The organism is Candidatus Thiodiazotropha sp. AKAK3 (genome assembly GCF_058244645.1).
In genome coordinates this window covers 164,189-189,343 of the sequence record NZ_JBSYOQ010000071.1, presented here as the reverse complement: position 1 = coordinate 189,343, position 25,155 = coordinate 164,189, and the positions used below count along the sequence as shown (strand labels likewise).

The window sequence follows — 25,155 nt, the reverse complement described above, 5'->3', positions numbered from 1 at the left end:
GCCATATTTAACCGATATATGCTTTGTATGTTATTACCCCGGTGACTAAAAACTGTCTTGTTTTGGCTCTTATTCTCAACCGGGATAATAACTAATGTCGATAAGACAGCTCATATAGTGAAGAATTAACGTTTTTTTTGCACAGTTCGATGCAGTATCATGCGCATATCTTCGAATTGTTAGAACTTTAGGAATACCCATGTCAACAGAAGCTCAGATCAGAAACTATATCCTGGAAAACTATTTGTTCACCGATGACCAATCAGCCCTGGATAGTACGGACTCCTTCCTTGACAAGGGTATCCTGGACTCCACTGGCATTCTGGAGGTTATCTACTTTCTGGAAGACGAATTCAACCTTAAAGTTGAGGACACAGAGATGGTTCCCGAAAACCTCGACTCAGTGAACAATATCGTCGCCTTCATCGGACGTAAGAGCCAATAATGTGACAGCACCTGCGTTGCCATTGATCGATCATTTCAGGTCGATTGCCGCAGCTCAACCCGATAAGCTCGCGATTGCCGATGTAACCCGGCAATGCACCTATCAGCAGCTCTCCGAACTGGCTGGACAGGTGGCGAGATATCTCGTTGAGGCTGGCCTGAAAAAGGGTGACAGAGTTGCGATGGTAGTCGCCAACTCTGCAGACTATGCTGCGATTTTTTACGGCATATGGGCTGCTGGTGGCGTCACTGTCGCACTCAACACCCAGGCAAAAGCGAAGGATGTCCTCAATTGGGTAAGCCATTCCGGGGCAAAATGGCTATTTGTAGATAATAAGCATGCAGAGTTTACTGCAATTGCTGACAAACTTGAGCAGGGAACAGAACTGATCAGGGTAGGCGAATCACTATCGGAAGAGAGTGTCGATGACCCTACCCCCTGGAATAGAGTGTTACAGCAGCAGGCTTCACTGCCGAGTCTCGACCTCGAACCATCCGATCTCGCTTCAATCATCTATACCTCTGGCACCACAGGGAGTCCCAAAGGGGTTACCCTCAGTCATGGCAATCTCAGCGCGAATATTGAATCGATCCAGAAATATCTGCAGCTGACAAATAGAGACAGCATCCTCAATGTGCTGCCTTTTTACTACTCATATGGCAACTCTGTACTACACACCCATTTATCTGTAGGTGGATCACTGATTCTGGAAAACAACCTGGTCTACCCTCATCGGGTCGTAGAACGAATCGCCAATGAAGCTGTAACTGGATTTTCCGGTGTGCCATCCACTTTTGCTCTACTGCTCGGGCGGGTTAACCTGGATGACTTTGATCTCAGTAAGCTGCGCTATCTGACTCAGGCTGGCGGTGCAATGGCACCTGCCTTAACTGATAAACTATTGGCAGCACTACCCAAAACCCAGATATTCATCATGTACGGCCAAACAGAAGCCAGTGCACGTTTAACCTATCTACCACCAGAAAAAATCTGCGAAAAACGAGGCTCTATCGGTATTGCCATACCAGACACCACGATAGAGGTTAGGGACAAGCAGGGTAAGGTAACCAAACCCGGTGAGACCGGTGAAATCTGCGCCCATGGTGACAACATCATGCAAGGCTACTGGAGAGATACAGAAAAGAGCACCCAGGTATTAAAAGATAGATGGCTCTATACTGGCGATCTGGCCCATACTGACAGTGATGGTTATCTCTTTATCGATGGCCGCTCCTCCGACATGATCAAGAGCGGTGCAAACCGTATCAGTCCGAAGGAGATCGAAGAGGTGATCCAGGAACTCGATAGTGTCATGGAAGTGGCTGTTGTAGGCGTACCGGATGAGATGCTGGGTGAAATCATCAAGGCCTTTGTAGTGCCGAAAGACATTAATGACACTGACAAAAAAGTTATCCAGCGTCATTGCCGACAGAATCTTGCCATATACAAGATTCCAAAGAGTATTGAATTTATTGCCGAATTACCCAAAACAGCATCGGGCAAAATCCAAAAGTTTCAACTACAAGAGAAAGGATCTTAGAATGGATGTCGACCATGTCTGCATTGCTGTGAGATCTATCAAGTCGAGCAAAGACAGGCTGTGTGACATCTTACAGTACAAGGAAAAAACAGAGGTTGTGAAAAACACCAAGCAAGATGTTCTGGTACAGTTTTTCAGCAAGCCTGGTTCGCTTGACATAAAGCTGATCCAACCTGCCAGTCCACAGTCACCACTGACAAATTTCCTTAAATCGAGAGGCGAAGGCTTACATCATCTCTGCTTCAAAGCAGATGATGTCCAGCAGACAATGGATGATCTGCTAGAGCGTGGCGCACGAATGACAGCTGACCCACTGCCCGGAGAGGCCTTCGACGACGAGTTGATCGCCTTCGCCTATGTGGCAGGGGGTCTGAATATTGAAATCATCGATACCGACAAACGGCGAAACCTGCTCTAACGGAGCCATGTGTCGGCTATCGAACGGAAAACAAACAGTATCAAGGGGAGAAAAAAGAATGCAATCCTTTTCAGAACGGTACGAAGCTGAAATCCTAAATTTCGACCGCGAACAAGAAGCTGACCGTATCTGTGAGACCATGCGGGAAGCCTTGCGCAGCAAACTCAGAAAGCGCGGACTGGTTGTTGCAGTATCAGGTGGTATTGACAGTTCAGTCTCTGCAGCACTCGCCGTCAGAGCGATTGGCCCGGGGAAATGCTTCTTTATCCAGATTCCGGAGGTGGATTCCGCTGAAGATACTCAATCCCGCAGCAGCCAGCTGATCAAACATCTTGGGGTCGAGAGTACCCGGCACAATATCGCTGCCACCCTGGAAGCTATCGGTTGTTATGACGCCCGGGACGAAGCGATCAAAAAGACCTTCCCGGAATATACTGATGGCTGGAAAAACAAGATCACGATCAAAGGCGGCATGGATGGGCAGGTCAACCACTTTATGCTGGTGGTTCAGGATCCACAGGGAGAGATGCATGAGAAACGTCTAGATCTCAGAGAGTACCTGCAGATCGTTGCCGCCACCAACTATAAGCAGCGTATCCGTAAAACTATCGAATACTACCATGCAGACCGTCTCAACTACGCAGTAATCGGCACACCCAACCGACTTGAATATGATCAGGGTTTCTTTGTAAAGAATGGTGACGGCTCCGCTGATTTAAAGCCAATTGCCCATCTCTATAAAACCCAGGTCTATGCCATGGCAAGACACCTGGGCCTGCCAGAATCCATCTGTGACGCCATTCCCACCACCGACACCTACAGTCTGCCCCAAGGTCAGGATGAGTTCTATTTCGCCCTGCCCTACCAGGAGATGGACAAAGCGTTATGGGCACATAACCGAGGTGCTACCGATGTGGAATTGGCTGAAATGCTCAATATCTCAGAAGATCAAGCCCGCTTCGTCAAGCAGGATATCGATAACAAACGTAAAACCACACACTACTTGCATGCCAAGCCCTATTTGATTGAACCGATTCCAGAGTTGGATCTATAAAACAACACCACAAAGTTACAACACTCAACAGATTCAGTAATGGCCCCATACACCTCAGCCCTCACCTGCTTGGAGAGGGTTGAAGTTTTTTCACTAATCCCAATACCCGGCTCTTCCTCTAGTGGGAGAGAGCCGTTCATTATTCAGACATAACTCAGAACAATTCTGAGATCATCCTATACTCAGCTGTAGACAGTCATATGGGGCTAATCGAATATTTCATGAGAACTTAGGCTTACTTTGTTGGTGGTTGGGATGTATGCACTCAGACAAATATCTCTATTTATTGCCCTGTCTCATAATCTGGTAAGTTGTTTTGCTGATGAACAGGCTGACTTTTCCTGGAATAGTATAGGAGAGGTTACCAACGCCAAAGGTCAGATGATTCGCCTAGATACCCATTTTGTTGCTAGCGCAAAGCGCTACAATAATGCGCTTTTCCTGATTGGGACCCAAGTAGATAAGTCAGGTAATGAACACTCTAAGCTATCAAAAGTATCGAGCTACTTGCAGCCACCAAAATATTGGTCATTCGAAGAGATTTTAAAAGAACTATTCATTTACAAGGAGAACTTGTACTTAAGTGATTATGCAGGATCTGTTTTTAAACTGGTTAATGAGCGCTGGCTACCTGCGATGTTTAGCTTTCCAGCAAACTCAGAAGTAGTCTACGCGTCTAAAGAAGACTTGATAGCTTGTTACCCACATTCATTAAGAAAGGCAGACCCTACCAATGGCGCTTGTTGCTCAATCGAACAAGAGTGGTGCACACCACTTAACTGGCGAGAGCGGAAGCCTTCCGTTTGCAAAGATCATCTCTACGTATTCGAAAATAACAAAAAAGGTAAAGAGATGGTTATAAAGAAGATAGATCTTAAAAATGGAAAGATCCTGGATTCAGTGCCGATGGAGAGGATTCCTGAAGCTATTGAGTGCGAAGTAACATTCTAGCCATATTGGAGGAATGCTAAGTCAGGTTTATTGAGAAGAGCATCAAATCCAGCATTGAGTATCAATTAATGTTACACTAGAAATGCATGGTCGGTGACTACGATCAATATTGGTTGTGTATATAATTCTTCATTTACTTTTACCACAACATCTAATCCGGAGTTTTCAGGTAATTGAATATCCACAAGCGCTAAATACTTGCAGCAGTAATATTCAATGCAATTTATAACTTGAACTGTCAATATTCCCATAGAGGATTTCAGTAGGATTTGGTGCATATAAAATGCCCATCAGGTTGAACACTTCAATGTTGATGGGCATGTAGTTCGTGAATCTATCTCTTGGAAACAAAACAGTTGATTCTTGTCAGTAGCTCATTAGGCGGCGTATTCTTAGGGTCATTCAAATACTCTTCAAACGGTGGAAAATCTGAAGCTTCATAACCACTTTGAGGTAACCAGTGACCAAAAAGCCAATCATAAGGCTTTTCCAATTCAGCATAAGAGCCTTTAAATAACAGACTGGCACATATACCACCTGGAATTTCATTGTTATGAGGCGTCTCACCATTTACGGGGACTTCTACTCCATCAGGAACAGATATTGCGGCAAACGATCTTAGCTTCTTCTTTTCCACTGTCTTAGGGTCATCGTAATAGAGACCAATGGAACGGGTTTTTTCACTCAGCAGATTGTGGCTTGAAGCATAGACAAATATCTTCTCAAAGGTTCGACCGATATCCATATAGTCCCCTTGATGGGGGTATCCAATGAGAGAAATTGAATCTACATCTAGAATTTCAACAGAATACATATCATGATACTCCTCTATTTCCATAGGCAACATAGCTACAAAAGGTTCATCTACCCTACCCGTCCTATCATGCCTGGCACCTCGGTACTCTGTTGGAGATTCACCAAACTGAAGCATAAAGGCCCGACTAAAAGCCTCAGGACTACTATAGGATGCATGGGTAGCTATGCGTACAAGCGGCTTGGTTGACGTGATCAACTCAACCGCAGCTCTTTGGAGGCGAAGACGCCTGATGGTTGCGTTCAGTGTTTCTCTGGCCAGTTTTCGATATATTCGATGAAAATGGTAGGGAGACATGAAGGCAACATCTGCCAGAACAGTAACAGTAAGGTCTTCATCCAGATGATCGTGAATATACTCGATCACCCTGATGACACGTTGTCGGTAACTGTCTGTCGTTGACTGTTTCATGTTTTCACCTCCTGATACTGAGCTTATCTAACTCCATCTGATAATGTTTGCGATTTTTCTGGTTAAGATGGATATTCTGTCATACTCAAAAGAGGAGATAGGCTACGGTATCTCTTTTACAACAAACATCATATTCCTAGATCCTAATATTCATAAGTAAGTAGCTCTTAATTTTAAAGTAAGCATGAAATAATCTAATATACGTAAGAAATTAACTAAATAGCCCAGACAGTAGAGTTATGATTGAATTATTTTCCAGATACACTGAACAAGCGACAAGTTTAGTGGATCTGTTAATTCATACACTTGCAACAGTCATCTCTGCTCTTGTTTTAATCAATCTATTGACCAGCTGCTCATCTGTACCTAGTGGTGCAAGTGAGAATCGAGAAGTTAATAACCTTACAACACGGCGAAGTATTTCCGATTTAAGGATTAATATTGCGGAAGAGCTGATAGGAACGCCATACCTCTATGGCGGAACAACACCTTTGGGATTTGATTGCAGTGGGTTTACATACTACTTGTTTGACAAAACAGGTATTTCCATACCTCGAACAGCTGAAGATCAATACCGATTATCTGCACGACTACCACTCTATAGGGTACGCCCTGGTGATCTTCTCTTTTTCAGAATCAACTCTCAAAAACTCTCACATGTTGCACTCTATATTGGGGATAAACAATTCATTCACGCCTCTTCTTCAAAGAAGCAGGTTTCTATATCCAGTTTAGACAATCCATACTGGCTCAGCCGTTTAATCTCAGCTGGGCGTTTAGACAATGATTGAATCTCATCTACAATTTTAACCACTACTGGCTACAGTAAACCTGACCGGGACGAACTAATCTCTGTCTGCAAAGCAGGTTCCAATGAATGACAAAACTGTGTCGAAGTTTTTTACACCCAATGCTTTCCAAAAATCATGCAGATATTTAAGTCACTAATATTAATGATTTTAATTCCTACGGCCTAAATGTTGCATTATACTTGGATGGAATTATAGATAGCGGGAATTAGGCCATTTAACACAATAAATCGTGGTAAGCAGCAGACTTAGGATTTGTACTATTACATTTTAAGAATGTACTTACAGGTCTGATTGAATAGTCTGCCAATCAATATTGTCACTTTAATTAAACACATTATACATTGTGGAGATTAACTCAAAATGATTTGACAACCTTATAATGAACATCACTTATGAGACCTATAACTGATGTTGAAGTAGATTTAATTCTACCTGATTTTTGCAGATGATTACTGAATAATATACATCAATGATGTGTATGTAATTTTAGCTATTCTTATTTTTTATTTTATATATATATTTTTCCATAAATAAATACTTTTCTTACTGAAGTTATTCAAGTGCTTTGTACGACAATTTTGCACTAACAATTTTTTTAAAATAGCCTCATATTTTATATTTACAGTTTCAAACAAATTGTTTTTATATTATGCACCTATATTTATAGTACTTTGGCAATCAATCATATCTACCTATCAATATCACCACCTGTGATCTACTAACTCTAAAAATATAACTTTCACTATGATGCTTTTTAAGTTTTTATGTAGACATAATATTTTCCAAATGAAGCTTTGACAAAAAGATAAAAGTTGATAATCTATCCGCGGATCGTGACGACGGTCTAAAAATGGAATTGCACTAAATCACATTTTCTATTCGATTCGTGCATAAATCACATTATTACTTCAATAACTCAAGGAGCATTTTATGAGAACATTGAACGCTATGGAACTCACTAAAGTAGAAGGCGGCTGTGATCAACCAGCACCAGCTGAGCCTGAGTGCCCACCCACTCCAGAATGCACACCAACACCTGTCTGTGAACCAAAACCCAGACACCATCACCACCGTCACCACCGTCACCACTTTTGTTTTGACTTCATCTCCTCATGCATACCTAAGTGGTGCTAAGTTGATTTGATTCAGCTTATGGTTGGAAATAGTTTCTAACCATCTGGATTGGCCACTTTTGTGGCCAATCTTTTCTGAAAACCATCTAAAGCAAACACTGACTCATCGTATAAGCGATCATTAAGCTTTAATAAAATAGTATCTACAAAACTCAATCTAAAGTTCATCTACATGAGTATGTTGATGTACTGAACAAAGTGACACAGGGATGAATGACGAACTTTTTAGGAGAGAAGTGGTTGAAGCTCAGCAGAGTAATCGCCAAACGGGTGTAATTCTCCTGACGCAGTCAATAAAACTATGGAGTCTTACCTTTACTGTTACTGCTGTTACCCTTGCGATTATTCTATTCCTCACATTTGCTGAGTTTACTCGTAAGGAGCGTGTATTTGGCCTAACTGTTCCTGGCCATGGCGCTATCCATCTTATGGCCAGGGAATCAGGTGTAATCTATGAAGTTAAGGTTTCTGAAGGAAGCCAGGTCACTGCCGGTGATCTGTTATTCGAAGTACGCCAGGATAAATTCAATGATTTGGGTGAAACTCAGCAGTTAATAGAAGAAACCCTTGACAGCCAGTCTGAAAATCTCACAAACGAGATCCGTAATCGTATCAATCAAGGTAAGGATGCGGCACTCAATCTAAAAAAGAAGGCCGCGCTTCTCAAACAGGAGATCAACTCTCTCGATACTGAAATAGAACTGCAAAAGCAACATATTGAATCTGCAAAAAGCTTGTTAGATAACATGAAACCGCTATATGAAGAGCGCATCATACCTGAATTACAATACCAACAGCAGGTAAGTTCGCATATTGAGCAAAAGACCCGGCTCGAGGGTTTGAAGCGACAATTGATTTCTCTCAAATCCCGCCATATGGAGACAACTAGTGATATCCGTGCAACACAACTACGCACCGAAGCTGATCAGTCTTCGTTGGAGCGCACTCTGCTTTCAACAAAACAGCAAAGCCTTGAGCAGAGAAGCGCTCGTCTGAGCTATGTACGAGCTCCCGTCAATGGCACCATCAGCAATATTCAAGTTGATGTCGGAAGACAGGTTGAAGCTGGTACAGCACTTGCCACCCTCTTACCTCAGGGAGTAAGCCTGGATGTACAGATATTTATACCGAGTAGCGCTATCGGTTTTCTTAGAACCGGTCAGCGTGTAAAACTCCGCTATGATGCATACCCTTATCAAAAGTTTGGTGTTTATGAGGGTGAATTGACAGAACTTGCGAATGTTGACGCTTCACGGGTAGAGCTTCAAACGCGTTTTCCACACTTAATGGAAAAGCATCAGGGAATGACTTTTTTCAGAGCTACTGTGCGTCCTGAATCTCAGAATATCCAAGCTTACGGTAAACCTATTTCGCTGCGTGCCGGACTAACTCTTGAGGCAGATATCCATCTGGAGAGAAAACGCCTTATCGAATGGGTATTCGATCCAGTAATGGCCTTGGGCAGTAATATCTAATGACAGCCAATCTTTCACTTATATTCACGGTATCGCATGGAAATCTTTGAACGTTTGCACCTAGGCCGAAGAAATAAAGTGCCTGTACTACTGCAAACTGAAGCCGCAGAATGCGGCCTCGCATGCTTAGCCATGTGTGCAGCTCAATATGGTTATGAAACTGACCTTCGCGCACTACGTAACCGCTTCTCATTGTCACTGAAGGGACTCAACTTAAAAACATTGATCGATATTGCATCTGATATCGGACTTGCAGGTCGCGCTCTGAGGTTGGAAATCGATGAACTGACTCAGTTGAATATGCCCTGCATTTTACACTGGGAACTGCGTCACTTTGTAGTTCTGACTAAAATGGAGAGAGGCAAAGCGATTATTCATGACCCAAGTATTGGTAAACGTCGCCTAACTCTGGAGGAACTCGGACGCTCCTTCACTGGTGTAGCACTGGAACTGACACCAGGAACGGACTTCACTCCCAAGAAGGAGAAGACTCGAGTCCGGTTACGTAACCTGCTTGGCCATGTAGTAGGGCTAAAGCGCTCCCTCGGACAAATATTGGTCGTCTCATTAATCCTGGAAATCGTCGCTATCATTCTGCCATGGCTGAATCAGTGGATCATCGATGATGTTGTGGTAACTGGCGATCACTCACTACTTCTGGTGCTGGTTAGCGGTATGTTTTTGCTGACGATATTCCAGCTTGTCACCTCATCGCTACGCTCCTGGCTATTAATGGTCATGGGTACACGTATGAATCTTCAGTGGTCGACCAACGTTTTTTCACACCTGTTACGCCTCCCTATTTCCTTTTTTGAGAAAAGAAACCTTGGTGATGTTCTGTCCCGATTTGGTGCTGTGGATCAGATTCGTCGTGTAATCACAGATAGTTTCATTGAGAGTATCGTGGACAGTATTATGGCAGTAATTGCGTTGTGCGTAATGCTCTTCTACAGCGTAGAACTCACTCTCATCGTAGTTCTCTCGGCACTACTCTATGTCTTATTACGTACCTATTTTTATCATGTCTATCGTTTACGCAGTGAGGAAGAGATCATACGAGATGCCAAACTCAGCAGTATTACGCTGGAAAGTATACGAGGCGTACAAAGCTTGAAGTTGTTTAACTTCGAGACAACTCGTGTTTCCACATGGCTGAATCAGCAAGTTGATGTTTATAACGCTCGTATCGCTTTACAGAAACTCGATATCGGATTCCGCTTGGGCAATGGTTTTTTAGTTGCCCTTGAAAACGCATTGGTTATCTGGCTAGCCGCCAGTATGATAATCAATCGTGAATTCACAATCGGTATGCTGTTCGCCTATCTTGGCTATAAGGAGCAATTCATCTCCAAAACATCTGCATTCGTAGATAAGATGGTAAGTTTCAAACTCCTCTCCATTCAAACTGAACGCTTAAGTGATATCGTACTCCACGAACGTGACAGTACAGAAGAAGGTGTTTCTCTTATACCTTCGGAAACTGGCCTTAGTCTGGTATTCGAGGATGTTTGGTTTCGTTATGCCGACGGTGAACCCTGGGTACTTTCCGGAATCAATCTGGAAATACAACCTGGTGACTCGATTGTCATCATTGGACTTTCTGGTGGTGGTAAGACGACATTAATTAAATTGATGCTCGGTTTATTGACACCCGATAAGGGTGATATCCTGGTTGATGGGATCAGTCTACGACAGATTAATCTTGCTCAATATCGCTCACACATAGGTACGGTGATGCAGGAAGATCAACTGTTTGCAGGCTCAATCCTGGAAAATGTTGCATTTTTTGATCCGGAGCTGGAACAGGAACGCGTTGTTGATTGCTTGCGTAGTGCCGGATTGCTCGAAGAAGTCACCACCATGCCAATGGGCATGCAGACCCTGGTAGGAGATATGGGCACCACCCTTTCTGGTGGCCAGAAGCAACGTTTACTGGTGGCACGAGCGCTCTATAAGAGTCCTGAGATTCTGATTCTCGATGAAGCCACAAGCCATCTCGACAAGAGCAATCAAGCCCATGTCCATGCTGCTTTGCGTAATGCAGGCAGAACCCATATCTCAATCACCCATCGAGAAGAGCTACTCAGCCAAACCGATAGAGTATTTACGCTTCATGAAGGAGAGCTTTTACTAAGGTCATCAGGCAAACAACAACTTTTGAAACCTCCCCAAGAAGATATTGTGATAGAAGTTAACCATCACAACATTGATGCTGGCGAAAACCACTCAGATATTGAAACAAGCTTCAACATTGCGTTTGAGGATGTATGGTATCGCCATACCGACGACCAACCTTGGATAGTCTCCGGGATTAACCTGGATATCAAATCGGGAGATTCAGTTGTCATCCTCGGACTCTCGGAGAAAGTCAAAACAACACTGATCAAATTGATGCTTGGTTTATTGATACCTGATATAGGCGATATTACTGTCGAAGGCGTCAACCTAAGACAGATCAATCTTGTCCAATATCGTGCCCATATAGGTACAGTAACTCAGGAAGACCAACTGTTTGCTGCACCAATTCTAGAGAATGTTGCATTTTTTGATCACAACCTGAATCAACAACGGGTAACCGAAAGCTTGCGCAGTGTCGGACTATACGAAGAGATCACAGCTATGCCAAAGGGCTTGCAGACCATGGTAGGCGATATAGGTACTAACCTTTCTGGCAGCCAAAAGCAACGACTCCTGTTAGCAAGAGCCCTCTACAAAAGACCAAATATATTGATTCTCGATGAGGCCACCAGTTATCTCGACAAGGGCATTAATGCCCAAATCCACGATGCTTTGAATAGAACAGACATAATCTATGTTTCATTTACTCAGAAAGAAGTGTTGATAAGCCCAACGGATCGAGTCTTTATACTGCATGAGGGACAGCTTGTTGAGAGATCATCAGGGGATACGCTCTATCAAATGCCTACCAACGATGATACTTAGGAGTAGTTGATGTTCGGCACACATTATAAATCGAGACTCAACTATCCGCTGCTCTTCAGCTTACTGCTCTGGAGCAGTATAGGTTTGACTGAGCCACAACAAACATCAATAACTTGCAATGAGTTCTCACAGACTCCAGAGGCAATCAATGAGAATAATAAAAATCATCTGATTACCACCTTGATTCAAATTGCCTGGCAATGCAACCCACAGAATCTGGCACTATCTGAGGAGATCGAAGCTGGCAATGCCAGAATCAAGCAAGCCAGGGCTTCATTGTTTCCAAACGCATCTGTAAGCGTCAACTACGATGACTCTCGCTATAAACCATCAAGTGGTAATTATGATGAATTAAGACAACGAAGTGGTACCTTACAAGGAACTTTACGCCTGCCTCTATTTAAGCCTCAAGCACTTCAAGCCCTGGATGCGAGCCGTATCAGTAGCATCGAAACGCAACTTGCCTTGCAAGAGCGTCAAAGTGAACTAGCAATGTTGATTCTTGACAGCATATTAAATTTAATTACATTAACTGAGGATATTCGGGTACTAGATGGCCAGGTCACCAGTACCAAAGAGCAAGTCTATAACAATGAGCGTCGTCTAGAAGGTGGGCTGGGTTCCATTACGGAGGTAGCCGAAACAGGTTTGCGACTACGTCTGGCGCAATCGCAATTAATAACCCGTTATAGTGAACGGGAGTTGAAACAGATTGAACTTGCAAAACTGATCGGCAAGCAGCAGCTAGCGCTTGGAAGGATCGTGATCAATAAAACACTTCCATCGATCGCACCCAAAGATATCAAAGTAGCCCTAGAGCAGTTGATGAGGGACAATCCGACTTTAATGCGAGCAACAAACAACGTTACACTTGCAGAAGCTAATATCCAACTGCAGAACCGCGGTCACTGGCCAACACTCGATCTAATCGCAACTCGTGGTGCCAGCCGTTATTTTAAAGAATCCGGAAACATCAATAATAACGCAACAACTAACAGCTATATGTTACAACTAGAGATGCCACTTTACTCAGGCGGTAGTGTTAGTGCACTAGAGCAAGAGGCAAAAGCACAATCACGTAAGGCAATGCAAGAACTACACTCGGCACAGAACTCAACGGCTGCAGAATTACGTCAATACTATAAAGAGAGTGAACTACACCATCGACGAGTAACAATGAATGAAAAGTCCTTGACGGATGCGGAAAACCTTTTAATGATCACACGCAAAGCATTCAAAGCCGGAAACCGCAGTAACATTGATGTATTGAATGCCCAGCAACAAGTCACCGATGTAGGTGGTGAACTGATAAAATCAAGAGTCGACTATCTGCGTTCTCAGGCACATATCATGAGATTACTCGGTAGACTATTGGATCTTCCTTCTCTGAAAATATTTGATACTGCAATCCGAATGGAATAGCTGACACCTTAAAGACCATGAATTATAGGGATATTTATTGACCCTCAAAGCAAGTAAAAAAACAGTGGATAATATTTAAACCCCTTTTCCTACGGATAACAAAAAAGAGAAAATTTGGCTCTTGAAAACTATCCAACTTCATTATGGTGTGATTAATAGATCGAGCCCTGATGAGTAGATTAACAGACTTTTTCTGTTTGTTAATACGTGTGAGAAAGTGACCGGAATTACTGTGAAATCCAAACTTATTTGGTGTTACTTAATGCTTGATCACTTGAAGGTTGAATGCAACACCCATCAAAATGGGTGTTGCATATTCGTGCTTACTACAGTTGGTAGGCTTGGTTAAGAATCATCTGCAAGTCACCTGCAGGTGCGATTTGTCTCATACCGGATTCATCCTCATATTCGACTTCCAGAAAATATGCATCGCCCTCCGGAACAGAAGTAGTAATTACATTCAAAGCTATAGCCTTAAAGCGTGAATAATCCTGGGGAGCAAAGGGTGTATTCAGATAGACTGTTTGCTCTCCATGCCCCATCCAGTTCATGTAGAGCTTAAAGCCGTTACCTGGGATTGACGCGGTAGGATTATACTCAGCACGTTGGTATAACCGCATATTCAATCCTTCACTATCGACCTTCATCCAATGTGTGTCAGCAATTGGATTGGTTGTTACGTCAACTATTGTGCCGTGGGTTTCTAACAACATCTCCCCTTGTGGAGGCTGAGCAAAATCGTTGTTGAAATCATTATTGTTTGCAACAAATACACGGACATCAATATTGTCGCCTGAAACAGGATTTGCAGATGTTATGTTTACGTCAACAATCAGCTTGCGAAATACATATCCATTATTGACAACACCGTAGTAGGATGGACTGTTAGGGGATAACTTTAAGTTGCTAACCACCAGATTATTGGCATTCGGAAATTCTATTTCTAATCGGTCTATACTGTAATCAAGATTACTACTTGTGGTGCTTGTTGTTAGCTTGATACCTTCAACGTTATTCAAGTCCAGCCCGGGAAATTGATAGGGTGTCACGGTGGTCGGCGTTTGAACTTCATACTTTGATGTGGCTGCGTCAACACTGGAAGCAATCAAAATTGTTCCTGATAAAAAAAGTGCTTTAAAATATTCCATATAATATTCCTTTCGAAATGCATGATTAAAAATAGCAGAAGTAATTGAATTAGCACAAAACCTACGTCAATAAATAATATCCAATGATGCACTGCTAATGAGAAATTGTATCAGGGTTTAATTAAATATCCAGACTTGATCAACTGCGTGAAGATACAAAGACAGTCATAATTTGGAAATGAGAAAATAAACTCCCAAGCTTCACCTGTGATCTACACGCCAACCCCTACCACCTCGCCGGGATCGGGTATACCTCGCCGATGAAAGGTGCGACCCACTCGACGGGGAACTCGAAGCATTCAAGACCATCAGGCAACCCCAGCCATAAACACGGCTCTTATAAAAGCAAAAGTCCCGCTCTGGGATAAGAGGGGTTTTATTTTAGAGGGCTATTTGGTGTGTGTCCCGGTTTATCAACGATAGTCGTCTCGATAGGCTGAGGAAGCCTAAACAAAAAGGGGACGCTGGTCCCTCCTTTTTTACTATCCAGGATTATCAATTATGGCAACTTTCTTTTTGTTCCAGGTAAGTTTTTCTTTATATGCTCTGGAAGTTCATCGTAATAAGGATAAGGCTCTGAAACAGATACACACTCGATTATCGCATTATCACTTTTGCTTCCACCTTCTGATTCAAAGGCAATCCCCGGCATAATCATTTCAAAGCCCCGATGAACACTCTGTTAAAGTTAATCGAACAACCCATCTCTTGCTTTTAACCACCGCTTTATTTCTCTCCGAGTATATCTTTCAAAAGTTTTTTTGCCTTTATATCCGCAAAACTTATTACCTTTCTTGCTACGGTCAGAGCAGCTTCAATTGCCACTCTTCTAGTTCCAGGGTTATTCGAAAAGAAACCATCGAAATATGTAGCTCCTTTATTCAGTTGAGGCAATCCTTTTTCTCGGATAAGCATATTTTGAACAGTATGGAGCATTTGATGAGTTCTTCTAGCTGTATATAAAAGAACTTGTTCATCCGCACCTCCTAAGCTTTTCTGCAATGGATGGTGCCCTTTCACTCTGTCACGTTTTCTATCTACATATTGTTTTCCGATTAAACAACCAACTTGCTTGGTGAGCTTTACAACTTTACCTTTATTCTTTCCGCTATAAACTCTTACAGTAGCGCGAGCTGTTGTTGTTATAATCCCATTTATATTATTAGCTGCCCCAAGATTACCGAGCGTCATATATCCACTAGGATCAGTCCCATTAGCAGGATTCGCATCAGCATAAAGGTATTTATTCAGAGTAATGGGAGTACAAGCTTTACCATCCCACTCATCCATCTGAGTAAACCTTCCTTGGCTTGGATCGTAGTATCTTGCTCTGAGGTAATACTGATCTCACGTTGAGTCAAACTGCTCCCCAGCAAATAGGTTTTCCGACGCGGCTTTTCAGCGCATCGTACTTTTTCTCTAAGGCGTTCAAGGTGTTAAAGAGCGGGTTCAGCTAATGCAGTCCACTATAGTAAGAATTTTGCCCTAATGCACTTTTTCGCTTAACTCGGTGCGGCCTCAGTATGTGTTATATTGTGTACAGCTAAACACATCGAGGTGAACCATGTCTCAGTCCACAACCATGACTATCCGCTTGGATCCTGAGCTTAAGACCCGTCTGGATAAGCTTGCCGCTGTCACGCACCGTAGCAAGTCTTTCCTGGCCTCCGAGGCCGTCCGGGAGTTTATTGAGATCAACGAGTGGCAGATTCAAGAGATCGAGGCCGCGCTCAAGGAGGCCGACGAGGACGATTTCGCCACGCCGGAAGATGAAGCCGCCGTATTCAACAAGTGGGGTGCTAATGCTGATTAAATGGCTACGTAAAGCATTAAAAAACTTGGATGATGAAGCGGAGTTCATCGCCCAAGACGACCTCAAGGCGGCCAAAGTGGTCGTGCAGCGGATTCAAGAAGCCATATCCTTGTTGCGCGATAATCCCGCACTCGGACACCCAGGCCGGGTACCGGGCACTCGTGAACTGGTCATCCCCAAGACCCGTTACATTATTCCTTACCGAGTCCGTCCCCGCCTGCAACGCATTGAGATTCTTCGCGTCTTTCATACCTCCCGTAAACTGCCTAAACGCTGGTAAATAGGCGCTTTTCCTTTTAGGCGTTAATGGGATAAATGAGGAGCCCGAACGACAGCAGGACTTTAAGAAGCGCTGACCCAGGGTGCAGCAACACCTAAGACCAGCTCACCAGCACACAACTAACCAGGAGTTGAGTCATGGCTAACTATGATTCTACGGGCAAAGCTCGCCCAGTCAAAAAACTTAAACAACAAACACTCACCGATTGCACAGCCTGCGCCCTGCTCGCCAAGGCCATCGACACCACCGAACTCGCTCAAGTCGGGTTCAATGAACTCGGGGCCTTATGCCAAGCCATACGCCACTCCTCTGATCAACACGCCAACCCCTACCACCTCGCCGGGATCGGGCTATACCTCGCCGATGAATGGTGCGACACACTCGACGGGGAACTCGATGCGCTCAAGACCATCAGGCAACCACAGCCATAACTACGGCTCTTAAAATAGCAAAAGCCCCGCTCAGTAATGAACGGGGCTTTATTTTTGGGGCGCTATTTGGTGTGTGTCCCGGTTTATCCTGTGGGGGGAGATCCAGCCAGGCTACAGTAAGCCCCTTACGCCAGGCCAACCCGTTCGCTTCGCCCTCTCCTGGGGCTTTCTGTTGACTGGCATATCTTCACCCGCCACACGGGCGTAGCCGGTGTGGCACCGACCCATACCACCGGCCAGGAACGGAAGCAGCAGCCTTGCGGATTAGCAGCGCCCCAGCGCGGCGCGGCGCTTGCCCGCTGTGCAAGCCGCGTGATTCAGGCCAGGGATGGCTGGCGCGCGGGTTGCTCAGGGATGCAAGCGACGTGACGGGCGGTCCGAGCGGGATTTAAGACGTGCCGTTGGAGAAGCGGTCTTCTACGGACTCCAGCAGCCGTTTGCCGTGGAAAACCGCCAAGATATGCAACTCGGCAGCGAGGATCTCGTAGATCAGGCGATAGCTGTAGATAAAGCGCTCACGGATGTTCTGCTGGCCGAGTTCGGGGACCACTCGACCCAGGCGGGGTTGTTCCGGCAGCAGGTCCGTCGACGCCAACAGCGCCTCAACCACCCGTTGCGCATAATGCGGCGAGTCCCGGTGGATATACTCGGCGATTTCGTCGATATCCTCCAGCGCCGCATCAGACTAGACCAGTCTCAGGGCTTCAGCCATTTACTCAACCGCTCCCTGGCCTCTTCGTGTCCGATTCCCTTACCCTGCGCGATAGACGCCTGGCCATGCTTGATTTTCTCCAGCACGTAAAGATGGTACTGGATGTCCTCATAGCTGCTGTCGTCGGGCAGGTTTCTTAAGAGCTGCTCCACCTCTTGCTTGGCCGTCTGCATGTTCTTCTCCTCGATATCATTCACACTGCCTGTAAGCATATCAGGGTCTTGCCCGGTCTTCGCGGCCTTCATGCCTGTTCCCCTCCTCTTTCCCGCTTCAACCGCCTCGGATGCGTCGCCGTGTGCACCGCCCTGAGCTTCTCCACCGTGACCTGGGTATAGACTTGCGTGCTGCTGATATCCCCATGCCCCAACATCTCCTGGATAAAGCGTAAGTGCCTGACCAGGGAGATTAGGCCCTCCCCGGACAGACTAACCACCACACACCTAAACAGGAGTTGAGTCATGGCTAACTATGATTCTACGGACAAAGCTCGCCCAGTCAAAAACTTAAACAACAAACCCTCGCCGATTGCCAAGTCTGCGCCCTGCTCGCCAAGGCCATCGACACCACCGAACTCGCTCAAGTCGGGTTCAACGAACTCGGGGCCTTATGCCAGGCCATACGCCACTCCTCTGATCAACACGCCAACCCTTACCACCTCGCCGGGATCGGGCTATACCTCGCCGATGAATGGTGCGACACACTCGACGGGGAACTCGAAGCGCTCAAGACCATCAGGCAACCACAGCCATAACCACGGCTCTTAAAATAGCAAAAGCCCCGCTCAGTGATGAACAGGGCTTTATTTTTGGAGCGCTATTTGGTGTGTGTCCCGGTTTATCAGTAGTATTAACCCAGGATATAGTAAAAGCCATCTTGGGCTGTACAATAACAAAAATCTTAGATGCCGCCAGCCATCTCGCTCGCAAACTCCATACCTTTTGTTTGTAAATTTAACTGCAGAATAGAATTTTTATCAAAGCCGCGTAGGCCGCGTAGATACATCTTACATACAGTGGTAACAGGGTGTTTCATCAAGACAGATCTGTAGCATTCGCGGTATCGTCATTGCCTGTTCCTAGGCTTATATACTTTCCATATACCCCTAGACTTTAACTCAGCTGAATAGTGTTTTCTAACTGTCACTGTCCTTGATATCTGTGATTACGATAGAACTAGAAATAGGTAGAGACTTTTAACCTAACTTCCCGACATCTCGACTATCACACTAACATGTCAGAGGAACACCACACTGCCTACGTGTAAATCGGGTACTTTTTACTATTTGAGAGTATTATTTAGACCGCGCCAGAATAGCATTCCTAACTCCCTTGATACTATTCTCAGGCAGATCATTTGACTCTTCAAAATCATATATCATTTCCTCTTCTCCAGAACCGATCTGCCGATATAATTTAAATCCAATCAAACTGTCCAAGCTTGAATCATAATCACCCAAGAGGATATCCTCTCCTATTTCTGACACTTCATCCTCAAAAATCTGCTGAATTCTAGTGGCGTCATCCAATACATGATCCTGCACACAGTCACGTATTGCATCATCAATCGATTCCTTGTCGTACTCAGAAAACACATATACATCCAACGAAACACCTCGATATGCTAGTTCCGCTTTAAAAATAGTTGCTGATGATTGGGGTATTTCGGTTTTATCCCCACTACTGTTGAGTTCAACTTTAAAACCGACCAGTTCATCACCCTGATAAAGAGAACTGACCGCATGATCCTCTTCATTGTCCCCAACAAGAAAACAGTGAATCTGACTACCTCTGGGACTTTGGACATCAGCAAACATTTTCTCAGCGTAAAGATAAATCTCCAAATCACCCCACTCGAAAAGCTCTTCCATTGTGCCAAACTCATCAAGCAATGCGACCTTATCGAGAACACCAAGCATGTTTAGTTCAGTCGATAGATCGGGCAATCTTTCTTCCCTGTCTGGGTTACTCCCTTTCTTAACAATCAGCGCTGCATTCAGACCCGAATCATTATCTTCTTGATGTGTTATCAGATAATCCGCCTTATCAACATCAAATACATAACCATCCTCCGTCGGCCCATACCTCATATCACAAAGATAGAGAGAACCGCTGCCTATCGATATGGAACCAGAATACTTTATTCTCATAACTTACTAACCATCATTCCAATATTTTTGAATATTTATAGGGAGAGTACACCTACTTCAGGATAGAAACAGGTGCTAATTTAGAAATAGATAACCCACTTTATTTCCATTCTTTCTCTCTATATAGAAAACACCAAATGAAAATTCAACTTATCAAGAGACTCATTGTCAGCGATTTCATTCTCCATATGATAATTTTTTGCTGAAATGTATATTTTTGAATGTATTCAAGTAAGGTATCAATTCCCCCTTCTACTCTATGTAACTTTTACGATTGGAACACTTAAGCAGGAATTACGTATACTCAGTGCGCGCTTGTTATATCTGTCCCAAAATCATTTGCCTTAAAGAAGTGCTTCCTACAAATGACGTTCCTAACAATGGGCGAAAGTCTTCTCGCACCGAAGAAAGAAGTTCTTGTCGATTACCAATGGAATCAAACCAGGGCAATGCAATGTTGGTGATTCTAGTGGTTACGGAATTTACCCAGTCATCATGAAAGGGAACAGAGCATCTCTCCGTCAAATATGGATACACCTGTATCCCTGAATCAGATAGAACTCCGCCATTAGCAATCAACAGATCCTGGGGCAACTCATCGACATGATGCGCCAGTTCAAATTCCGGCACCCAGATAAACAAGTCTAGAATTATCCTTGCCCCAAAGGCGATACATCTTGGATAGATTATATCGTACAAACCAATATCACCACGGTGGCGATAATAGCGAATACCATCAGAAATACTAGACTGAAAACCGAACTCACTTAGCGCCTCTCCCAAAATACCCGCAGGTCCTTCTAAAAACGCCTTATTTGAATACCTTTTATATGTATCATTGCAGCTTAGTCCACCATTATCAAAGCGAATTCCTAACTCATCACCTGTACATTTAACCCTATCATTAACTTCGAGTACTATCGACTCGCCATCTATTGTAAATGTATCAGAGAGATCATCTCGTCCTTGGAACACACAGAACCATGGTAAAACTATTTCATTAACAAACTCGACTAACTGATTTGCAAAACCAGGTTCATCAGCCACCTCATCATCTAACCAATATGTTTCTCCAGCATCAGAACCTACGGAATTCTGAGAAACGCCCCCACCAATTGGGAGAGAGTAGATATCAGAATATACAATCTCGCTACCTCCAGCTGTCATTCCTGGCGTCCAAACAGCAGCATGTAGTTTAATAAGTTCACTTCCCCCCCCTCGCAGAGCTAGAAGATAATAGAGATCACGTGACTTCGAGGCATACAATCCCTTTTCAACTCCACGAAATCCTTTTTCGATTAGAACATCCTCAACAAGCTTAGGCCATTTCATCATTTAGGTAATACTCTGATCTCAACTATATCGATACCAAACTGCTTAACACGCTTGCCCACCTTACCGTTACTGAAGCCTCTACCTATTTTAAGATTGAATTCGGTTATTGGGGCCAGAGGCATAGAAAGATAACCATAACAACCTCTACATATCAAGGCAGAAAACTGAGGGCAGATTACACTGGAATCATCTGTCTATCCGGCCTCAATCGATTCAACACCCTGGATTTCCGGCTAAATCCACCCTCTTCCACTACCCTTCTGGCCTTCTGGCCTTCTGGCCTTCTGGCCTTCCAGATTAATTCAGGCAACAGGCTACCAGGCAACTTGTACAATTCAGCTGCCTTCGTGCGTAGGTAAGTAAACCCGATGCTATGCAAACCTGTCCGAAGGTTGCTTTGGCTGGTGGCTCCCATATGCGGTTGTGGAAATATCGCAACCCCAAACTCACCACATCAACCACATTCTTCTCAAATGTGCGAGACTTAACGGAACAGTAGTGCCTGTTTTGAATCACTTGAAATTTAAGGCTGCTGTATACTTTGTGTTGCAAGATAGACCTTAGCATCTGAATGATTGGCCCAACCAATTTGATGCTGATTTAGGTGCGCTCTTTTTTCTCCCTCCAGAAAGGTGTGTAGCGGTTGTATCCCCTCTTCCATATTCCGCCACATCACCAATAACTTCTCCATGACAGGAAGATAGGTCATACCCTCCATCTCAGCATCACAGGCATAGACATGTCCATAGGGCAGGATGTGCTGACTCTCGGCATAGAGATACTCATGGATATTGTTCAGAGTGATGTCACCCCCCTGGTGCAGTAATTCACCCAGAGTCGGCAGCGTTGTTGGCAATTGAGGACAGGACGATTCAATATCTTGCAAAACAGGTAAAAAAGCACTTTTGCCCCGCACATCGCAAGCGTAGTCGAAGGCTGTTTCCTGCTGTAGCCGAATCAGGTGCGGGTTGGTTTGCCAACCTGCTGAAGCCATCGATTTTGGTTTATCTCCGAAGACTGAAGCGTAGTCATCGATAGCTTGATTCAATTCCGCTCGCGTCCAGCGCTCATCTGCATAGGCCAGGCTCTTTATCCAACGGGCGCGATCATGACATAAAATACCGGTTTCATGCCCTGCAGTGGCTACTGAGCGCATTATCTCTGCAGCTTCTCTGGATATCCGTGGTGGCATCAACAACAGGCCATACAAACGGGATTTCAGAGGTAGTTGTGGATACCAGGGTTGCTTTACCCTATCCAGCAAACGGCCACTTTTATCCGCACCGGTTGCAAAGAAAAAGCTGGCCTGCACCTGATACTCATCGAAGAGTCTCAGAAGAGCAGGCACACCCTGTTCTGCACCAACCAGTGTATTAACTGCAATTCTCAATCCTAGCTTCATACGGATTCAAGATAGCGACAGAGTAGCCCATTGGTAACATCTTCAGATGGTAAGGCAAGCCGCACCTGGTAGCCACCACCTGGCGCCTCCTGCATGGCATTACCATACCTGTCTTCCATTTTTTGAAGGACGAAATCCTGGTTTCCTGCCGGGGACATCAGTTCAAGGCGATCACCGACTCGGATTTTATTTTTTACATCTATTTCCACCAGACCTGACTCTTGATCAACACCGGTTATTTCACCAACGAATTGCTGACGCTCAGTTTGAGAACTTCCGAAACGGTAGTTCTGTAACTCATGGGACTCGTGTCTTTGGTAAAAACCATCGGTATAACCCCGATTGGCCAGACTCTCCAGATCCGCCATCAATTGAGGCTGAAATGGACGACCAGCCAGAGCGTCATCTATCGCCTGTCGATATACCTGTGTTGTACGGGCAGTGTAGTAGTGGGACTTGGTGCGACCCTCGATCTTGAGGCAATCGACACCGATCTCCACCAGCCTGGTGACATGTTCTACTGCACGAAGATCACGGGAGTTCATGATATAGGTGCCGTGCTCATCCTCAAAAACAGGCATCTGCTCACCCGGACGGCCATTCTCTTCCAGATAGTAGATCTCATCTGCCGCACTGTGCCGGACTACACCAGCGGGACCGGTTTTCAGTTCAGGGGAAGCGACAGGTTGCGACATCTTGTAATCCCAACGGCAACTGTTGGTGCAGGTACCCTGGTTAGCATCACGGTGGTTGAAATAGCCCGATAGCAGACAACGTCCTGAGTAGGCTATACAAAGCGCTCCGTGAATAAAAACTTCCAGCTCCATATCGGGACAATGTTGCCTGATCTCTGCCACCTCATCCAATGAGAGTTCCCGGGAGAGAATCACCCGGGTCAACCCCTGTTGCTGCCAAAATCGCACCGCCTCAGCATTCACGGTGTTCGCCTGTACCGAGAGGTGTATCGGCATCTCAGGCCAGCGCTCTCTGACCATCAGAATCAATCCGGGATCGGACATAATCAATGCATCAGGAGACATCCCGATGATCGGTTCGAGATCTTTAATGAAGGTTTTAAGCTTTGCATTGTGCGGCATGACATTACAGGCCAGATAGAACTGACACTGTAGTGCATGAGCTTCAGCTATGCCGGTAGCGAGATTATCTTCAAGAAAATCATTGTTTCTCACCCGCAGGCTATAGCGTGGTAGACCTGCATACACAGCATCTGCACCATAGGCGAAGGCATAACGGGCGTTTTTAAGTGTGCCCGCTGGGGCCAGTAGTTCTGTCTTTTTTGGCATATTCTAATCAAGTAACTCTAGTGTAGGGTGACCTGGTAGGTCTCAACAATGGTACCTAAAAATAGTCGCTCACGTTTCACTTCCACCTTTACAGTGTCGCCAACTTCGCGATCCATCAGGGCTATACGCAGGTCTGCGTAACTATCGATTGGCTGATCATCGATTGAGATCAATTGATCCTTCTCCTTGAGCCCCGCTTCAGCTGCACCACTCCCCTCACTCAATCCACTCACCACAGGAGGCCTGCTCTCTACATCTAGAAACACCCCCAGCTTACCACTTGGCGGCAATTCCTGATTACCAGCCAGAATCAGATAATCTGCCAGATCAGGATTCAGTTCAGCAGAACTGCTGACGTTGAGAACGATTGCCTGACTCACCTCTACCCGACGTGCAAGTCGGCTAGGGATACCATCCCCGTAGATCAGGTGGCCTGCGCCGGCAAGGATGACCATATGGCCATCCGGATTATGCTTCAACCATTTTGCTGCTTGTTCAGCCATGCCCTCGTCCCACAGCAGCTGCACATCGAGAAATCGCTCAAAATCACTACCTTCCCGATGTGGATGGGCCTCATAAATTGTCTTTAGTCGAGCACGATAGGCTTTATTTTCCCGATCTATCTCCGCGGGAATACGCAACTTCATCTCATCAGATAGATTTTCAATACCTTCACGGCCGGCCTGACTGGTGATTTCGCTCTCCAGATTCAAGGCGATCAGAGGAATACCCTCTTCTCTGGCAAATCGAAAAATGGGGCGATAGAGGCGATAATCAAAACGCCACCTGCTAAAATACTCTGTTTGTTCAATCAGTTCCGCCTCATCGATCTCACCTGAGATATAGAGATCCAGGTACTTTTGATAGGGCTGAAAAAAGAACTCAAGGCCTATTCCCAGGTCTGAATGTTTGGCATGTAGCCCCTTGATAATCGAAAGCTGGTTGAGATGGTGCTGATACTGATCATGGCTCTCACCAACAAAAACCACCTTTTTATCAGAGACCTTCTCCACCAGACTGGAGAGGTCAATCAGTGTCGATAGATCCACCACTGGATCTGAAGATTTTTCATTTGCATAGGCTCCTGTCATGATGCTGGCCATGATTGTGAAAGTCAGAAATTTTCGTAGCACAACTATCTCCAGGTGCAAAGAGTCACTTGCTTG

General features: G+C 44.9%; 22 protein-coding genes and 1 pseudogene. 12 read left to right on the top strand and 11 right to left on the bottom strand.

The window, feature by feature from the left end; translation table 11 throughout:
* Nucleotides 1-199 precede the first annotated feature (199 nt).
* The 5 genes from AC4IE7_RS19460 (at nucleotide 200) to AC4IE7_RS19440 (ending at nucleotide 4,408) form a co-directional block, all read left to right on the top strand.
* Entirely contained in the window at nucleotides 200-445 is a 246-nt protein-coding gene (locus AC4IE7_RS19460) for an acyl carrier protein (RefSeq protein WP_490778532.1), read from the top strand.
* A 1-nt stretch (nucleotide 446) separates the two neighbouring features.
* Nucleotides 447-1,985 carry a class I adenylate-forming enzyme family protein gene (locus tag AC4IE7_RS19455; RefSeq protein WP_490778531.1) on the top strand — a complete coding sequence of 513 codons (1,539 nt, stop codon included), beginning with the start codon at nucleotides 447-449 and terminating at the stop codon, nucleotides 1,983-1,985.
* A gap of 1 nt (nucleotide 1,986) precedes the next feature.
* A complete protein-coding gene (locus AC4IE7_RS19450) occupies nucleotides 1,987-2,403 on the top strand; it encodes a VOC family protein (protein ID WP_490778530.1) in 417 nt (138 codons plus the stop codon).
* Nucleotides 2,404-2,461: 58 nt separating this feature from the next.
* Nucleotides 2,462-3,457: an NAD(+) synthase gene (gene nadE / locus AC4IE7_RS19445; protein ID WP_490778529.1), complete on the top strand. Its 996-nt coding sequence runs from the start codon at nucleotides 2,462-2,464 to the stop codon at nucleotides 3,455-3,457.
* A 255-nt stretch (nucleotides 3,458-3,712) separates the two neighbouring features.
* On the top strand, nucleotides 3,713-4,408 hold the full coding sequence (locus AC4IE7_RS19440) for a hypothetical protein (RefSeq protein WP_490778528.1): 696 nt from the start codon (nucleotides 3,713-3,715) through the stop codon (nucleotides 4,406-4,408).
* A 334-nt stretch (nucleotides 4,409-4,742) separates the two neighbouring features.
* Here the strand turns inward: AC4IE7_RS19440 and AC4IE7_RS19435 are convergent, their stop codons facing one another.
* Nucleotides 4,743-5,633, bottom strand: coding sequence for an AraC family transcriptional regulator (locus tag AC4IE7_RS19435; protein ID WP_490778527.1), 891 nt, complete (start codon nucleotides 5,631-5,633; stop codon nucleotides 4,743-4,745).
* A 239-nt stretch (nucleotides 5,634-5,872) separates the two neighbouring features.
* Between AC4IE7_RS19435 and AC4IE7_RS19430 the strand changes: the two genes are divergently transcribed.
* From AC4IE7_RS19430 to AC4IE7_RS19415, 4 genes are all read left to right on the top strand, one after another.
* Nucleotides 5,873-6,424, top strand: a complete 552-nt coding sequence (locus tag AC4IE7_RS19430) for a C40 family peptidase (protein ID WP_490778526.1) — start codon at nucleotides 5,873-5,875, stop codon at nucleotides 6,422-6,424.
* Nucleotides 6,425-7,787: 1,363 nt separating this feature from the next.
* Nucleotides 7,788-9,053 (top strand): HlyD family secretion protein, encoded by a 1,266-nt coding sequence (locus AC4IE7_RS19425; RefSeq protein ID WP_490778525.1) that lies wholly within the window; start codon nucleotides 7,788-7,790, stop codon nucleotides 9,051-9,053.
* Between the two features lie 78 nt (nucleotides 9,054-9,131).
* Nucleotides 9,132-11,996 carry an ATP-binding cassette domain-containing protein gene (locus AC4IE7_RS19420; protein WP_490778524.1) on the top strand — a complete coding sequence of 955 codons (2,865 nt, stop codon included), beginning with the start codon at nucleotides 9,132-9,134 and terminating at the stop codon, nucleotides 11,994-11,996.
* A gap of 9 nt (nucleotides 11,997-12,005) precedes the next feature.
* The gene (locus AC4IE7_RS19415; protein WP_490778523.1) at nucleotides 12,006-13,418 is read left to right on the top strand and encodes a TolC family protein; all 1,413 of its coding nucleotides are present in this window, start codon (nucleotides 12,006-12,008) and stop codon (nucleotides 13,416-13,418) included.
* Nucleotides 13,419-13,744: 326 nt separating this feature from the next.
* Here the strand turns inward: AC4IE7_RS19415 and AC4IE7_RS19410 are convergent, their stop codons facing one another.
* Both AC4IE7_RS19410 and AC4IE7_RS19405 read right to left on the bottom strand, forming a co-directional pair.
* A complete protein-coding gene (locus tag AC4IE7_RS19410; protein ID WP_490778522.1) occupies nucleotides 13,745-14,566 on the bottom strand; it encodes a hypothetical protein in 822 nt (273 codons plus the stop codon).
* A gap of 726 nt (nucleotides 14,567-15,292) precedes the next feature.
* Nucleotides 15,293-15,898 (bottom strand): annotated as a pseudogene (locus AC4IE7_RS19405) (RHS repeat-associated core domain-containing protein); the annotation flags it as partial.
* A 232-nt stretch (nucleotides 15,899-16,130) separates the two neighbouring features.
* Here AC4IE7_RS19405 and AC4IE7_RS19400 point away from each other — a divergent pair.
* The 3 genes from AC4IE7_RS19400 (at nucleotide 16,131) to AC4IE7_RS19390 (ending at nucleotide 17,090) form a co-directional block, all read left to right on the top strand.
* Nucleotides 16,131-16,379 carry a CopG family ribbon-helix-helix protein gene (locus tag AC4IE7_RS19400; protein ID WP_490778521.1) on the top strand — a complete coding sequence of 83 codons (249 nt, stop codon included), beginning with the start codon at nucleotides 16,131-16,133 and terminating at the stop codon, nucleotides 16,377-16,379.
* Nucleotides 16,369-16,659 (top strand): type II toxin-antitoxin system RelE/ParE family toxin, encoded by a 291-nt coding sequence (locus AC4IE7_RS19395; protein ID WP_490778610.1) that lies wholly within the window; start codon nucleotides 16,369-16,371, stop codon nucleotides 16,657-16,659. The genes AC4IE7_RS19400 and AC4IE7_RS19395 overlap by 11 nt, the downstream gene beginning before the upstream one ends.
* Nucleotides 16,660-16,796: 137 nt before the next feature.
* Entirely contained in the window at nucleotides 16,797-17,090 is a 294-nt protein-coding gene (locus tag AC4IE7_RS19390) for a hypothetical protein (protein WP_490778520.1), read from the top strand.
* 388 nt (nucleotides 17,091-17,478) lie between these two features.
* Here the strand turns inward: AC4IE7_RS19390 and AC4IE7_RS19385 are convergent, their stop codons facing one another.
* The 8 genes from AC4IE7_RS19385 to AC4IE7_RS19350 all read right to left on the bottom strand — a co-directional run bounded on the left by AC4IE7_RS19385 (nucleotide 17,479) and on the right by AC4IE7_RS19350 (nucleotide 25,122).
* Nucleotides 17,479-17,763 (bottom strand): type II toxin-antitoxin system RelE/ParE family toxin, encoded by a 285-nt coding sequence (locus AC4IE7_RS19385; RefSeq protein WP_490778609.1) that lies wholly within the window; start codon nucleotides 17,761-17,763, stop codon nucleotides 17,479-17,481.
* A gap of 23 nt (nucleotides 17,764-17,786) precedes the next feature.
* A complete protein-coding gene (locus AC4IE7_RS19380; RefSeq protein ID WP_490778519.1) occupies nucleotides 17,787-18,047 on the bottom strand; it encodes a hypothetical protein in 261 nt (86 codons plus the stop codon).
* Entirely contained in the window at nucleotides 18,044-18,262 is a 219-nt protein-coding gene (locus AC4IE7_RS19375) for a hypothetical protein (protein WP_490778518.1), read from the bottom strand. Before AC4IE7_RS19375 ends, AC4IE7_RS19380 begins: the two co-directional genes overlap by 4 nt.
* 831 nt (nucleotides 18,263-19,093) lie before the next feature.
* Nucleotides 19,094-19,948: a hypothetical protein gene (locus tag AC4IE7_RS19370; protein WP_490778517.1), complete on the bottom strand. Its 855-nt coding sequence runs from the start codon at nucleotides 19,946-19,948 to the stop codon at nucleotides 19,094-19,096.
* Nucleotides 19,949-20,266: 318 nt separating this feature from the next.
* Entirely contained in the window at nucleotides 20,267-21,283 is a 1,017-nt protein-coding gene (locus AC4IE7_RS19365; protein ID WP_490778516.1) for a hypothetical protein, read from the bottom strand.
* 523 nt (nucleotides 21,284-21,806) lie between these two features.
* A complete protein-coding gene (locus AC4IE7_RS19360; RefSeq protein ID WP_490778515.1) occupies nucleotides 21,807-22,685 on the bottom strand; it encodes a polysaccharide deacetylase family protein in 879 nt (292 codons plus the stop codon).
* Entirely contained in the window at nucleotides 22,682-23,989 is a 1,308-nt protein-coding gene (gene trhP / locus AC4IE7_RS19355; RefSeq protein WP_490778514.1) for a prephenate-dependent tRNA uridine(34) hydroxylase TrhP, read from the bottom strand. Before trhP ends, AC4IE7_RS19360 begins: the two co-directional genes overlap by 4 nt.
* Before the next feature lie 17 nt (nucleotides 23,990-24,006).
* Entirely contained in the window at nucleotides 24,007-25,122 is a 1,116-nt protein-coding gene (locus AC4IE7_RS19350; RefSeq protein ID WP_490778513.1) for a ChaN family lipoprotein, read from the bottom strand.
* Between the last annotated feature and the right edge of the window lie 33 nt (nucleotides 25,123-25,155).

Coding starts and splice junctions, on each gene's coding strand:
- AC4IE7_RS19460 (WP_490778532.1), top strand. CDS start 200: ATGTCAACAGAAGCTCAGATCAGAAACTATATCCTGGAAAACTATTTG.
- AC4IE7_RS19450 (WP_490778530.1), top strand. CDS start 1,987: ATGGATGTCGACCATGTCTGCATTGCTGTGAGATCTATCAAGTCGAGC.
- nadE (WP_490778529.1), top strand. CDS start 2,462: ATGCAATCCTTTTCAGAACGGTACGAAGCTGAAATCCTAAATTTCGAC.
- AC4IE7_RS19440 (WP_490778528.1), top strand. CDS start 3,713: ATGTATGCACTCAGACAAATATCTCTATTTATTGCCCTGTCTCATAAT.
- AC4IE7_RS19435 (WP_490778527.1), bottom strand. CDS start 5,633: ATGAAACAGTCAACGACAGACAGTTACCGACAACGTGTCATCAGGGTG.
- AC4IE7_RS19430 (WP_490778526.1), top strand. CDS start 5,873: ATGATTGAATTATTTTCCAGATACACTGAACAAGCGACAAGTTTAGTG.
- AC4IE7_RS19425 (WP_490778525.1), top strand. CDS start 7,788: ATGAATGACGAACTTTTTAGGAGAGAAGTGGTTGAAGCTCAGCAGAGT.
- AC4IE7_RS19415 (WP_490778523.1), top strand. CDS start 12,006: ATGTTCGGCACACATTATAAATCGAGACTCAACTATCCGCTGCTCTTC.
- AC4IE7_RS19410 (WP_490778522.1), bottom strand. CDS start 14,566: ATGGAATATTTTAAAGCACTTTTTTTATCAGGAACAATTTTGATTGCT.
- AC4IE7_RS19400 (WP_490778521.1), top strand. CDS start 16,131: ATGTCTCAGTCCACAACCATGACTATCCGCTTGGATCCTGAGCTTAAG.
- AC4IE7_RS19395 (WP_490778610.1), top strand. CDS start 16,369: ATGCTGATTAAATGGCTACGTAAAGCATTAAAAAACTTGGATGATGAA.
- AC4IE7_RS19390 (WP_490778520.1), top strand. CDS start 16,797: ATGGCTAACTATGATTCTACGGGCAAAGCTCGCCCAGTCAAAAAACTT.
- AC4IE7_RS19380 (WP_490778519.1), bottom strand. CDS start 18,047: ATGAAGGCCGCGAAGACCGGGCAAGACCCTGATATGCTTACAGGCAGT.
- AC4IE7_RS19375 (WP_490778518.1), bottom strand. CDS start 18,262: ATGACTCAACTCCTGTTTAGGTGTGTGGTGGTTAGTCTGTCCGGGGAG.
- AC4IE7_RS19370 (WP_490778517.1), bottom strand. CDS start 19,948: ATGAGAATAAAGTATTCTGGTTCCATATCGATAGGCAGCGGTTCTCTC.
- AC4IE7_RS19365 (WP_490778516.1), bottom strand. CDS start 21,283: ATGATGAAATGGCCTAAGCTTGTTGAGGATGTTCTAATCGAAAAAGGA.
- AC4IE7_RS19360 (WP_490778515.1), bottom strand. CDS start 22,685: ATGAAGCTAGGATTGAGAATTGCAGTTAATACACTGGTTGGTGCAGAA.
- trhP (WP_490778514.1), bottom strand. CDS start 23,989: ATGCCAAAAAAGACAGAACTACTGGCCCCAGCGGGCACACTTAAAAAC.